We start from the raw sequence: 11,889 nt of genomic DNA, 5'->3' as shown, positions 1-11,889 counted from the left end.
GGCCCCGGGATGCAACCGCTTGCATGGTCCTTAGGGCGAGAGCGCACCCGCGCTCGCGACGTCGCGATGCGCCCGGTCCTCACCGGACCGGGGTGACGGCGTCCGTACCCACGACGAGGTGGAGGCTGAGATGACCAGGACCACGAGGACCAGCGCGGCGCGTCGCCGCACGCTGGTGGTCGCCGCCGGCGGCGCGAGCCTCGCGCTCGTGCTCGCGGCGTGCAGCGGTGGTGGCGGCGGCGGGGGCGACGACGAGTCGCCGAGCGCCGAGGTGGACTGCGCCGACTACGAGCAGTACGGCGACCTGTCCGGCAAGACCGTGTCGGTGTACGCGACGATCGTCGACACCGAGGCGGAGCAGCAGCAGGCGTCGTACGAGCCGTTCGAGGAGTGCACGGGCGCCACGATCGAGTACGAGGGCTCCAAGGAGTTCGAGGCCCAGCTCCCCGTCCGCATCCAGTCCGGCAGCGCGCCGGACATCGCGTACCTGCCGCAGCCCGGCCTCCTGCGCCGGATCGTCGCGGACTTCCCCGACGCGATCCAGCCGGTCGGCGAGGACGCCTCGGCGAACGTCGACCAGTACTACACCGAGTCGTGGAAGGAGTACGGCACCGTCGACGGCACGCTGTACGCGACCCCGCTCGGCGCGAACGTCAAGTCGTTCGTCTGGTACTCGCCGTCCATGTTCGAGGACGCGGGCTACGAGGTCCCCACCACGTGGGACGAGCTCATGGACCTCTCCGACCAGATCGTCGCGGACAACCCCGGTGGCGACATCAAGCCCTGGTGCGCGGGCATCGCGTCCGGTGAGGCGACCGGCTGGCCGGCCACCGACTGGATGGAGGACGTCGTCCTGCGCACGGCGGGCCCCGAGGTCTACGACCAGTGGGTCAACCACGAGATCCCGTTCAACGACCCGCAGATCGCCACGGCGCTCGCCACGGTCGGCGACGTGCTGAAGAACGAGGAGTTCGTCAACGGCGGCCTCGGTGACGTGAGCACGATCGCGACGACCGAGTTCACCGAGGGTGGCTACCCGATCATCGACGGCCTGTGCTACATGCACCGTCAGGCGACGTTCTACCAGGCCAACTGGACGACGCTCGACCCCGACCTGGTCGTCGCCCCCGACGGTGACGTCTGGGCCTTCTACCTCCCGGGCGAGACCGCGGAGGACAAGCCGCTGCTCGGTGGCGGCGAGTTCGTCGCGGCCTTCACCGACCGCCCCGAGGTCCAGGCCTTCCACGCGTACCTGTCGAGCCCGGAGTGGTCCAACGCCAAGGCGAGCGTGACCCCGCAGGGCTGGATCAGCGCGAACAACGGCCTCGACCCCGAGCTGCTCCAGTCGCCCATGGACCAGCAGGCGTACGAGCTGCTCACGGACGAGAGCTACACGTTCCGCTTCGACGGCTCGGACATGATGCCCGCCGCCGTCGGCGCCGGTTCGTTCTGGACCGAGATGACGGAGTGGATCGCGAGCGACAAGTCCGACGAGGCCGTCCTCGACGCCATCGAGGCGTCCTGGCCGACGTCCTGACCCGCGGGTGACCCGGGGCCCGACCGCGCGGCACGAGCCGCGAGCCGGGCCCCGGGTCCACGCGTCGACCCCGGGGGCGGGTCGTCCGGGGGGCCGATCCCCGGACGACCCGTCCCCGGGCCGTCCCCGCTGAAACACCACGTCGTCGCCCGGCCGCCGCCGGCCACCTCAGGAGCTCTCACATGGACTGGTTGCTCGAACCCGCCGGGACGGGGGGCAAGCTCGCGGTGATGCTCGTCGCGATCCTGCTCTTCGTCGTCGTCATGGGCCTGATCCTCTTCCTCGTCGACCGGCCGCGGCGCGTGCCGGGTTGGGTCGTCGCGCTCGCCTTCGCCGGGCCCGCGATCGTCATGCTCGCGTTCGGCCTGCTCTACCCGGGCCTGCGCACGATCCGGGACTCGTTCTACAACCGCACGGGGTCCGCGTTCGTCGGGCTCGACAACTACGTCACGGCGTTCACGCGCGACGAGTTCCAGATCGTCCTGCGCAACACGGCGATCTGGGTCATCGTCGTGCCGCTCGTGTCGACGTTCCTCGGCCTCGTCTACGCCGTGGTCGTCGACCGGTCGCGCTTCGAGAAGTTCGCCAAGACGCTGATCTTCCTGCCGATGGCGATCTCGATGGTCGGCGCGGGCATCATCTGGAAGTTCATGTACGAGTACAAGCCGGCGAGCCAGCCGCAGATCGGCCTGTTCAACCAGGTCCTGGTCTGGCTCGGCCTCGAGCCGCAGCAGTTCCTCCTCAGTGCCCCGGCGAACACGTTCTTCCTCATCCTCGTGATGATCTGGATCCAGGCCGGGTTCGCCATGACGATCCTCGCCGCCGCGATCCGCGCCATCCCGGACGACATCGTCGAGGCTGCCCGCCTCGACGGCGTCGGTGGCATGCGGATGTTCCGCTACATCACGGTGCCGAGCATCCGCCCCGCCCTCGTGGTCGTCCTCACGACGATCGCGATCGGCACGCTCAAGGTCTTCGACATCGTCCGCACCATGACCGGTGGTCGCTTCGAGACGTCGGTCGTCGCCAACGAGTTCTACACGCAGGCGCTGCGGCAGGGCGAGCAGGGGCTCGGGGCCGCGCTCGCGGTCATCCTCTTCGTCCTCGTCATCCCGATCATCGTGTACAACGTGCGGCAGCTGAAGCAGGCGGAGGAGATCCGATGAGCACCCCACTGTCCGCCTCCGTCCCGGACGCCCCGCTCGTCGACGAGACCGCCGAGGAGGGCACCGGCAAGGGGATCGTCGCGGGCCTCGACGAGCGCGCCGGCAAGGTGCGGCGCAAGGTGTCGTCGCGCCCGGCGTCGATCATCGCGATCGTCCTCGCCGTCCTGTGGACGATCCCCACGTTCGGGCTCCTCGTCACCTCGTTCCGCCCGCCGCGCGAGATCCGGCGGACGGGTTGGTGGGAGGCGTTCGCCAACCCCGAGTTCACGATCGACAACTACACCGACGCGCTGTTCGGCGGGTCGACGAGCTTCGCGACCTACTTCATCAACTCCCTGGTCATCACGCTGCCCGCGGTGATCATCCCCATCACGCTCGCGTCGCTGGCCGCGTACGCGTTCGCGTGGGTGGACTTCAAGGGCCGCAACCTGCTGTTCGTCGCGGTGTTCGCGCTCCAGATCGTGCCCATCCAGGTCACGCTCGTCCCGCTGCTGACGCAGTACGTCGACTGGGGGATCGACGGGTCGTTCTGGCCCGTGTGGCTGTCGCACTCGATCTTCGCGCTGCCGCTGGCGATCTTCTTGCTGCACAACTTCATGAAGGACATCCCGCGCGAGCTGGTCGAGGCGGCACGCGTCGACGGCGCCGGGCACGTGAAGATCTTCTTCCAGGTGCTCATGCCCCTGCTCGTCCCCGCGATCGCGGCCTTCGGGATCTTCCAGTTCCTCTGGGTCTGGAACGACCTGCTCGTCGCCCTGACGTTCGCGTCCGGCCAGGACACCGCGCCCATCACCGTGCGCCTCGCCGAGCTGTCCGGCTCGCGCGGCGCGAGCTGGCACCTGCTGCCCGCGGGCGCGTTCATCTCGATGGTCGTCCCCGTGGCCGTGTTCCTCGCTCTCCAGCGGTACTTCGTGCGCGGTCTCCTCGCGGGTTCGGTCAAGGGCTGACCCGACGGCGCCGACCATGCGGTCGCGGCCCGTTCGACACGTAGGACGGGCCGCAACCGCATGCTCAGCGGGAGACTGTCCCGTGACCGAGGACGCCTAGAGTCGTCGGGTGACCCGTCGCCCCGCTGCCGCCCTCGACCGGGTCCCGGTCCCGGCGCTGTTCGTCGTCTCGGGGCTGACGCAGTACCTGGGCGCCGCGATCGCGGTCGGGCTGTTCGCCGTGGCCGGCGCGATCGAGATCGGGTGGCTGCGGATCGCGGCGTCGGCGCTGCTGCTGCTCGCGTGGCGTCGGCCGTGGCGGCACCGGTGGACCCGGCGCGACCTCGCGTGGGTCGCGGTCTTCGGCGTCGCCCTCGCCGCGATGAACCTCGCGTTCTACGTCGCGATCGACCACCTGCCCCTCGGGACGGCTGTCGCGATCGAGTTCCTCGGCCCCGTCGCGGAAGCCGCGGTCACCGGCAGCGGGTGGCGTGAGCGGGGCGCGATCGCGGTCGCGGCGGCGGGCGTCGTGCTGCTCGCCGGGGTGACGATCGAGTCCGACCTCCCGCGCGCGGACGCCGTCCTCGGGCTCACCGCGATCGGTGTCGCGGCCGCGTGCTGGGCGGCGTACATCCTGCTGGGGCGGCGGGTCGCCGTCGCCGGGTCGGGCGTGACGTCGCTCGCGGTCGCGATGACCGTGGGAGCCCTCGTGTTCGCGCCGTTCCTCGCGTCCGGGGCGGTCCCCGTGCTCGGCGACTGGCGGCACGTGGTCGCGATCGCCGGGATCGCCCTCTTCTCGTCCGTCGTCCCGTACGCGCTCGAGCAGGTCATCCTGCGCCGGGTCAGCGCGGCGACGTTCTCGGTGCTGCTCGCCCTGCTCCCGGCGACGGCCGCCGTCGTCGGGGCCGTCGTGCTGCGGCAGGTCCCGACCGTCCCCGAGCTCGTCGGCCTCGTCCTCGTGTCCGGAGCCATCGCGATGACCGCGGCGCGACCGGGCGGGCGCGCCGACGGGGCACCGCCCAGGGACGACGTCCCGCTCGACCCGCCGCCCGCCTGACGAACGACCCCGCCGCGCCCGGGTCGTCGTCCACGGGACCGGCAGGGCTGCTCGGGTCGGTCAGAGGTACTGGCCCGGCGACGGCCTCCCGTCGTGCTCGTCGGGACGCCCGCCAGGCTGTCCCGGGACGTCGCCGGGGCCGCCGGGGCCCATGGGCGGCAACGAGCCGGGCGGCAGCGCGCGGCGGATCTGCGAGAGCTGCGCCTGCGCCGCCATCTGCTGGGCGACGAGCGCCGTCTGGATGCCGTGGAACAGACCCTCGAGCCAGCCGACGAGCTGCGCTTGCGCGACGCGGAGCTCCGCGTCGGTCGGGACCGTGTCGTCCGAGAACGGGAGCGTGATGCGGTGCAGCTCCGCCACCAGGTCGGGCGACAAGCCTTCCTCGAGCTCGGTGAGCGAGCGCTCGTGGATCTCGGCGAGGCGCGACCGCGCCGCCTCATCGAGCGGGGCGTCCCGGACCTCGTCGAGGAGCTTCTTGATCATGCCGCCGATGCGCATCACCTTCGCCGGCTCCTCGATGACCGTCGCCGGGTTGCGGTCGGGGTCGGTCGAGTCGTCGCTCTCGACGACGCTCACCCCCGTCCCGTCCGGCATCACGACCGTGGCGCGGGCGGGCTCGTCGTCGTCGTCCACGGTGTCCTCCGCACCGTTCGCGGGCTCGGGGGCGGTGGGCTCGTCGGGGCGGGGGTCGCGGGGTTCGTCAGCCATGGGTCCAGTCTGGCGCGCGGCGCCCACGCGCGCACCGACGGCGGGTGACCTCCTGTGCCGTCGTCGGCCGTCGTCGGCCGTCGACAGCCGTGGTCGGCCGTCGTCAGGGCACGAGGAGCACCTTGCCGAAGACCTCGCCCGAGTCGAGCAGCTCGTGCGCCCGCGCGGCCTCCTCGAGCGGGAGGCGCGCGTGCACCACGGGGCGTACGCGCCCGTCCTCCACCATCGGCCAGACGTGCGTGAGGACCTCGTGCACGATGCGGGCCTTCTCGGCCGCGGGCCGCGCCCGGAGCGTCGTCCCGGCCACGGTCGCGCGCCGGGCGAGGAGGAGGCCCAGGTCGAGCTCCGCGCGTCGTCCCTTCTGCATGCCGATGACGACCAGGCGCCCGCCCGTGGCGAGCACCTCCAGGTTGCGCGGCAGGTAGGCGGCGCCGACGACGTCGAGCACGACGTCCGCGCCGTGCCCGCCGGAGGCGTCCCGCACGGCGGCGACGAAGTCCTCCTCGCGGTGGTCGACGGCGAGGCTCGCCCCGAGCGCGAGGCACCGGTCGGCCCGGTCGCGGCCGCCCGCGGTGACGGACACGCGGGCGCCGAGCGCGGCGCCGACCTGCACGGCGACGGTCCCGACGCCGCCCGACCCGCCGTGCACGAGCAGCCACTCGTCCGGGGCCAGGCGACCGACGTCGACGACGTTGCTCCACACCGTGCACGCCGCCTCGGGGAGCGCGGCGGCGTCCACGAGGTCCACGCCGTCCGGGACGGGGAGCACCTGCGTCGACCGGACGCGGACCTGCTCCGCGTAGCCGCCGCCGTCGAGCAGCGCGACCACGCGGTCGCCCACCGACCACCCCGTCACCGACACCCCGACGGCCGCGACCGTGCCCGAGACCTCGAGGCCGGGCCAGTCGGGTGCACCGGACGGCGGCGGGTAGGATCCGGCGCGTTGTAGCAGGTCAGCGCGGTTCACGCCAGCGGAAGCGACGTGGACCACGAGCTCGTCCGGTCCGGGGGTCTGGTCAGGGAGCTCGGAAACCGTTAGTTTCTCAGGGCCACCGGGGGCCGATATCGTGACGCCTCGCACATCGCCGAGACTACGCGGACGGCCCGGGAGGCGCCGGTTCGCCGACGGGGCGTCGCGGGAGCGGGACGAAAGTTCACGCTCCTCGCGGATTAGGTGTCCGGGGGATGTGCACCGATAGTTAGTACGCACGACCGGGGAGCGGAGCCCGGGAGGCGCCGCTGCCACGCGCGCCGACCGCGCCGCCGAACGGGTGGACACAGGTGATGGAGGCAGGTTCGTATGCTCCGCAGGTTGAGCGTTCGCGGGAAGATCCTTGCGGCCCTCGCGGTGCCCGTCCTCGTCCTCTTCGCCGCCGCCGCGATCATCTCGGCGCAGGCCATCGGGTCGGCGCGCGACGCCAGCCAGACGAGCGCGCTCGTCGGCGCGCTCGCGGCGCAGGACGCGGCGGGGACAGAGATCGCGGCCGAGCGCTCGTACTCCTTCCTGGACGCGACCGAGGGGACCGAGGACAGCGAGGCGCAGATGATGGCGCAGCGCGAGAAGACGGACAAGGCGCTCGACGCGCGCGACCGCGCGTACGCGAAGCTCGACACGTCGGTGCTCGACCCGCGTGTGCGAGACGCGGTCGCCGACACGATCGCGGACCGGAGCGAGCTGACGGCGGTCCGGCAGTCCATCGACCGGTCGTCCATCGGCCAGCTCGCGCGCAACTCGCAGTACAGCGCCCTCATCGACGCGGCGCTCGACGTGCCGCGTACGCTCGCCGACACCACCCCGGACCGCGGCCTCGCGCAGTACCTCGACGCCTACGTCCTCCTCGACGAGCTCCTCGCCCAGCAGGCGCTCGAGCAGCCGCTCGCCGGTGCGGTCCTCGCCGCGGCCCAGCTCGGCCAGGAGAGCACCGAGACGAGCCAGCAGGCCGCGGTCCTGGTGACCACCGGTGACACCCTCGCGGACCGCACCCGCACGGCCGTCCGGCGGCTCCCCGGAGACGCTCAGCTGCAGGTGCCGGGCGCGACGTACAACCAGATCCGGCAGAACCTCGCCGGCTCCCGCCCCAAGGCGACGCCGCCCAGCCAGGCCAAGCAGTGGCCGGACCTGTCGCAGGCGGACCGCGACCAGACGAGCCCGGTGCGCGACGACGTCCGCACCGCCACCGCGGAGAGGGCGTCCGACCTCGCGGGTGCGGCGACCACGCGCGCGGTCATCACCATCCTCGCGACCCTCGCGGCCGTCATCGCCTCGATCCTCGTCGCCGGTCTCATCGCCCGCGCGATCGTCAACCCGCTGCGTCGCCTCACCGACGCGGCCGAGGACGTGCGAGACCAGCTCCCGAGGCTCGTCGAGCAGGTCGCCGTCCCGGGCCAGGGCCCGGGCATCGACCTGGCGCCCATCACGGTCGAGTCCACGGACGAGGTCGGCCAGCTCGCGACCGCGTTCAACGACGTGAACCAGACGACCATCAAGGTCGCGCGCGAGCAGGCCGCCCTCCGTGGCTCGATCGCGGAGATGTTCGTCAACGTCGCGCGCCGCGACCAGGTGCTCCTCAACCGGCAGCTCGCGTTCCTCGACGACCTCGAGCGCTCCGAGGAGGACGCGGGCACGCTGTCCAACCTCTTCCGCCTCGACCACCTCGCGACGCGAATGCGCCGCAACGCGGAGTCCCTCCTCGTCCTCGCGGGCATCGACTCGGGTCGCCGCGTGCGTCAGCCCATGCCGGCCTCGGACGTCATCCGTACGGCGTCCTCCGAGATCGAGCTGTACGACCGCGTCCGCCTGAACCTGGTCGTCGACCCGCTCATGCTCGGGCACAACGCGCTCAACGCCGCCCACCTGCTCGCCGAGCTCCTCGAGAACGCGACGATGTTCTCGGAGCCGCACACGCCGGTCGAGGTCACGACCGGTCGCGACGAGCACTTCGTCTACGTGACGGTCCGCGACCACGGTCTCGGGATGACACCGGACGAGATCGCGGAGGCGAACCGCAAGGTCGCGACGCACGCGGCGTCGGACGTCGTCGGCGCGCAGCGCCTGGGCCTCTTCGTCGTCGGTCGCCTCTCCGACCGTCTCGGCGCGAAGGTCCGGTTCAGCGCGGGCGGCGACGACCAGGGGACCGAGGTCGTCGTGTCCTTCCCGGCCGCCCTCTTCGTCCCCGACTCGAACGTGCCGCTCCCGCAGCCGACGGACCCGCTCGAGACGAGCACGCAGGCGGCGGCCCAGCAGCTCGCCGGCACGGGAACCGTCCCGGCGCTCCCGGCCCCGGCACCGGCCGCTCCGTCGATCCCGGCACCCGCCGCGACGGCGTCGTTCCCGACCGTCGAGCCCGAGGCTCCCGTCGCGGTTCCCGTCGACCTCGACGCGCTCACGGACGGCACCACCCAGACCGGCATGCCTCGCCGTCGCTCGCGCACGGTCGACCCCGCCGCTGCGGCGCCGAGCGCGTCCTTCGCGTCGGGTCCTCAGACCGGCGCGATCGTGCTGCCCCCGCTCGCCACGCCGGCGCTGCCGGAGCAGCTCCCGGCGGCGGACGAGGCGTGGAGCCCGCCCGCGGAGGTCGCCGACGCCGGCGCCGCGCTCCCGAGCAGGTCGCGCCCGGCCACGAGCCCCGTCGAACCGGTCTCCGCCGAGATCCCGGTCCTCGACGTGAGCACGCGCAGCGCGCTCTTCTCGAGCTTCCGCCCGGTCGGCGACCGTCCGGCCACCGATAACCCGGTGGAGCTGCCCGTCGCCCCGGACGTCACGGCGACGGACATCCCCCTCGTCTCCGAGGCCCCGGCAGACACCCCGGTCCAGCAGGACGTGTGGACGCCGCAGGATCCCGCCGTCGCGCCGGCACCGGACACCTGGGCCCCTGCGCAGGCGTGGGCGCCGGAGCAGCCCGCCGAGCAGGCGTGGGCACCGGAGCAGCCCGTCGAGCAGGCGTGGGCTCCGGAGCCGGCTGCTGACGCCTGGGCACCCGAGCAGCCTGCCGAGCGGGCGTGGACGCCGGAGCCGGCCGTCGAGGCGTGGGCGCCGTCGTCGGTGGCCGACGCGCCGCTCGACGCGACCCGGGTCGTGCCCGCCGTCGCGGCCGAGCCCGTGGACGAGGCGACCGTCGCGCGCGTTCCGCTGGTCGAGCGTGCCCCGGCTGCCGCGGCTCACGTGCAGACCACCGCGCCGGCCCCGGTGCCGACGGTGGCGCACGTCGAGGCGGCGGTCCCGGAGGTGTTTGCGGGTGACGAGGCAGGGGAGGACATCCCCGCGGAGCTCACCTTCGAGGCGCTTCCCCGCTTCGAGGAGCTGATGGCCGACCTGCCGACGCGTCGCTCGCTGCGCGAGAGCCAGGCGCGCAAGCGGGGGCTCTTCGGTCGGCGCCCCCGCACGACGGCGACGCCGCAGGCGCGCCCCGCCGGGCCGTCGCCCGAGGCCCTGGCGTCACGCCCCGCCGGAGCTCCCGCAGCTCCGGCTCCGGCAGCCCCGACGCCGGATCTCGTCCCCACAGCCTCCGCGGTCGCTGCTCCTCCGGTCGCGGCACCGGCGGCCGCGTCGCAGGAGAACCAGGCCCCCGCGCGGTCGTCGGCGTTCGCGCCGCGGGCCGGGCAGCCTGCGGGCGGTGCGGCCGCGGCGTCGTTCGCCCCGGAGCCGTTCGCCCAGGAGCGGTTCGCCGCCCCGGTGCAGGAGACGCGCACGCTCGCCCCGGTGCAGGACGTGCCGTCCGCGGACACCGGCTACGCGGCCCCCGAAGCGTCCTTTGCGGCGCCCGAGGCTGCGCCGAGCCCGGCCGCGGCCGGGTACGGCCCGCCGACGCCGCTCGTCCGGAGGCAGGTGGGGGAGGCGATCGAGCCGCTGGAGCCCGGGTACATCGCCGACTCGGTCGAGGCACGGTCTGACTGGATGGCGTCCGCGGTGCTGTACGAGGAGATGTCCACCCTGCTGCAGGGCAGCACCGACTTCCAGGAAGCGACCTTGGCGGACCCGAACGACGGCATCTACCAGCCCCTCCAGGTCGACGGCGGCACGACGGCGGCGGGCCTGACCCGACGCGCGCGCGGCGAGGAGCGGGAGGGCTACGTCGACCGCTTCACGGCCCGCATCGACCGTGATCCGGAGCAGCTCCGGGCCCGTCTGTCGGCGTTCCAGTCGGCCACGGCCCGCGGCCGTGTCGAGGGCCAGGACGAGACGAGTTCGACCTGGACCCCCCAGGCCATGGATTATGTCCCTGATTCAGCGCCGCAGGCGCGGTGACGACATGCCGTCTGCGGCAACTGACGAGGAGGAAGAGTGAACGCGCTCAGCACCGAGGCAACCAACTTCGGGTGGCTGCTCGACAACTTCGTGCGGACGGTCCCGGGCAGCCGGCACACGCTCGTGGTGTCGGCGGACGGCCTGCTCATGGCGATGTCGGACCAGCTCGACCGCACGAGCGGTGACCAGCTCGCGGCGATCGTCTCCGGCATGTCGAGCCTGACCCGTGGGGCAGCCCGGCAGCTCAACGGAGGGAACGTCCGCCAGGCCATCATCGAGATGGACAACGGGTTCCTGTTCCTGATGAACGTCTCGAACGGGTCCGTCCTGGGCGTCGTGGCGGAGGCGAACTGCGACATCGGCCTCATCGGCTACGAGATGGCGCTCCTGGTCTCCCGCACCGAGGCGACACTGACGCCGCAGCTCATCTCGGAGATGCGGGGTAGCCTTCCCGTCGACGGCGCGACGCGAGCCCCGGTGGGATGAGGACTGATCGATGACGAACGTACCTTTCGGCAGCATGGGAGCACACGACGGGTACGAGGCGGCGACGGTCCGCCCGTACGCGGTCACGGGTGGTCGTGTGCGCTCCGCCACGTCCGACCTCCCGCTCGAGGCGCTCGTCGAGGTCATGCCGGGCGCCGTGAACAGCTTCGGGCTCCCGCCCGAGAAGCGCTCGATCCTCCAGCACGCCGCGCACACGTACGTCTCGATCGCCGAGCTCTCCGCGCTCCTGCGCCTTCCGCTCGGTGTGACGAAGGTGCTCGTCGCGGACCTGCAGGAGGACAACTACATCACCGTCCACACGTCGACCCCGCTCAACGTCCACACGGGTCACGGCAGCAACCACTCGGGTCTGTCCCTGAGCGTCTTGGAGAGTGTTCTCAATGGCATTTCCACCCTCTGACGGCTCGGGCAGCGCGCCGCAGGCAGGGCAGCCGTCCGGGGTGATCGGGGGTGCGCCCGGTGGTCAGTCGGCGGTCCGGCAGACGGCGTGGGCGCCGGTGAGCGCGCCCGTCGGTGTGCCCACCCAGGCTCCGGCGGCGGCCGTCCCGGCGCGCCCCGCCGCGCCGGCGGCACCTGCGCCGCAGCAGCCCGCGCCGACCGTCTCGGACTCCGCTCCGACGGCGGCAGCCCCGGTCGCTCAGGCAGCCGCTCAGCCGCGCACCGCGCCGCAGCCCGTCGCCGCCGCGCAGCCCACCGCTCCGGCCCAGCCTGCCGCTCCGGCGCAGTCTGTCGCTGCCGCTCAG

The 11,889-nt window shown here is 72.9% G+C and carries 9 protein-coding genes; 7 read left to right on the top strand and 2 right to left on the bottom strand.

Annotated features, from left to right (window positions below):
* Positions 1-130: 130 nt before the first annotated feature.
* The 4 genes from ACFVN3_RS05385 to ACFVN3_RS05370 all read left to right on the top strand — a co-directional run bounded on the left by ACFVN3_RS05385 (position 131) and on the right by ACFVN3_RS05370 (position 4,686).
* Positions 131-1,537 (top strand): ABC transporter substrate-binding protein, encoded by a 1,407-nt coding sequence (locus ACFVN3_RS05385; protein ID WP_378231302.1) that lies wholly within the window; start codon positions 131-133, stop codon positions 1,535-1,537.
* A gap of 182 nt (positions 1,538-1,719) precedes the next feature.
* On the top strand, positions 1,720-2,703 hold the full coding sequence (locus ACFVN3_RS05380) for a carbohydrate ABC transporter permease (RefSeq protein ID WP_047231924.1): 984 nt from the start codon (positions 1,720-1,722) through the stop codon (positions 2,701-2,703).
* Positions 2,700-3,650 carry a carbohydrate ABC transporter permease gene (locus ACFVN3_RS05375; protein WP_378231300.1) on the top strand — a complete coding sequence of 317 codons (951 nt, stop codon included), beginning with the start codon at positions 2,700-2,702 and terminating at the stop codon, positions 3,648-3,650. The genes ACFVN3_RS05380 and ACFVN3_RS05375 overlap by 4 nt, the downstream gene beginning before the upstream one ends.
* A gap of 109 nt (positions 3,651-3,759) precedes the next feature.
* Positions 3,760-4,686: a DMT family transporter gene (locus ACFVN3_RS05370; RefSeq protein ID WP_378231298.1), complete on the top strand. Its 927-nt coding sequence runs from the start codon at positions 3,760-3,762 to the stop codon at positions 4,684-4,686.
* 60 nt (positions 4,687-4,746) lie between these two features.
* Here the strand turns inward: ACFVN3_RS05370 and ACFVN3_RS05365 are convergent, their stop codons facing one another.
* Together ACFVN3_RS05365 and ACFVN3_RS05360 are read right to left on the bottom strand one after the other, a co-directional pair.
* Complete coding sequence (locus ACFVN3_RS05365; protein ID WP_378231296.1) at positions 4,747-5,394, bottom strand: bacterial proteasome activator family protein; 648 nt, start codon at positions 5,392-5,394, stop codon at positions 4,747-4,749.
* A gap of 103 nt (positions 5,395-5,497) precedes the next feature.
* Complete coding sequence (locus ACFVN3_RS05360; protein ID WP_378231294.1) at positions 5,498-6,475, bottom strand: NAD(P)H-quinone oxidoreductase; 978 nt, start codon at positions 6,473-6,475, stop codon at positions 5,498-5,500.
* A gap of 231 nt (positions 6,476-6,706) precedes the next feature.
* Here ACFVN3_RS05360 and ACFVN3_RS05355 point away from each other — a divergent pair, with 231 nt between their 5' ends.
* From ACFVN3_RS05355 to ACFVN3_RS05345, 3 genes are read left to right on the top strand one after another with little or no spacing between them, the layout of a single operon-like run.
* The gene (locus tag ACFVN3_RS05355) at positions 6,707-10,639 is read left to right on the top strand and encodes a nitrate- and nitrite sensing domain-containing protein (protein ID WP_378231292.1); all 3,933 of its coding nucleotides are present in this window, start codon (positions 6,707-6,709) and stop codon (positions 10,637-10,639) included.
* A gap of 36 nt (positions 10,640-10,675) precedes the next feature.
* A complete protein-coding gene (locus ACFVN3_RS05350; RefSeq protein WP_024839165.1) occupies positions 10,676-11,125 on the top strand; it encodes a roadblock/LC7 domain-containing protein in 450 nt (149 codons plus the stop codon).
* A 34-nt stretch (positions 11,126-11,159) separates the two neighbouring features.
* The gene (locus ACFVN3_RS05345) at positions 11,160-11,546 is read left to right on the top strand and encodes a DUF742 domain-containing protein (RefSeq protein ID WP_031317001.1); all 387 of its coding nucleotides are present in this window, start codon (positions 11,160-11,162) and stop codon (positions 11,544-11,546) included.
* Positions 11,547-11,889 lie beyond the last annotated feature (343 nt).

It is taken from the genome of Cellulosimicrobium sp. NPDC057862 (assembly GCF_042797035.1).
Taxonomy (GTDB): Bacteria; Actinomycetota; Actinomycetes; order Actinomycetales; family Cellulomonadaceae; genus Cellulosimicrobium.
Note: the sequence above shows the minus strand (reverse complement) of the source record. Positions and strands in the feature narration are given on the sequence as shown.

Bases quoted from the DNA above. Each gene is read 5' to 3' on its own strand.
- ACFVN3_RS05385 (WP_378231302.1), top strand. From the start codon at position 131: ATGACCAGGACCACGAGGACCAGCGCGGCGCGTCGCCGCACGCTGGTG.
- ACFVN3_RS05380 (WP_047231924.1), top strand. From the start codon at position 1,720: ATGGACTGGTTGCTCGAACCCGCCGGGACGGGGGGCAAGCTCGCGGTG.
- ACFVN3_RS05375 (WP_378231300.1), top strand. From the start codon at position 2,700: ATGAGCACCCCACTGTCCGCCTCCGTCCCGGACGCCCCGCTCGTCGAC.
- ACFVN3_RS05365 (WP_378231296.1), bottom strand. From the start codon at position 5,394: ATGGCTGACGAACCCCGCGACCCCCGCCCCGACGAGCCCACCGCCCCC.
- ACFVN3_RS05345 (WP_031317001.1), top strand. From the start codon at position 11,160: ATGGGAGCACACGACGGGTACGAGGCGGCGACGGTCCGCCCGTACGCG.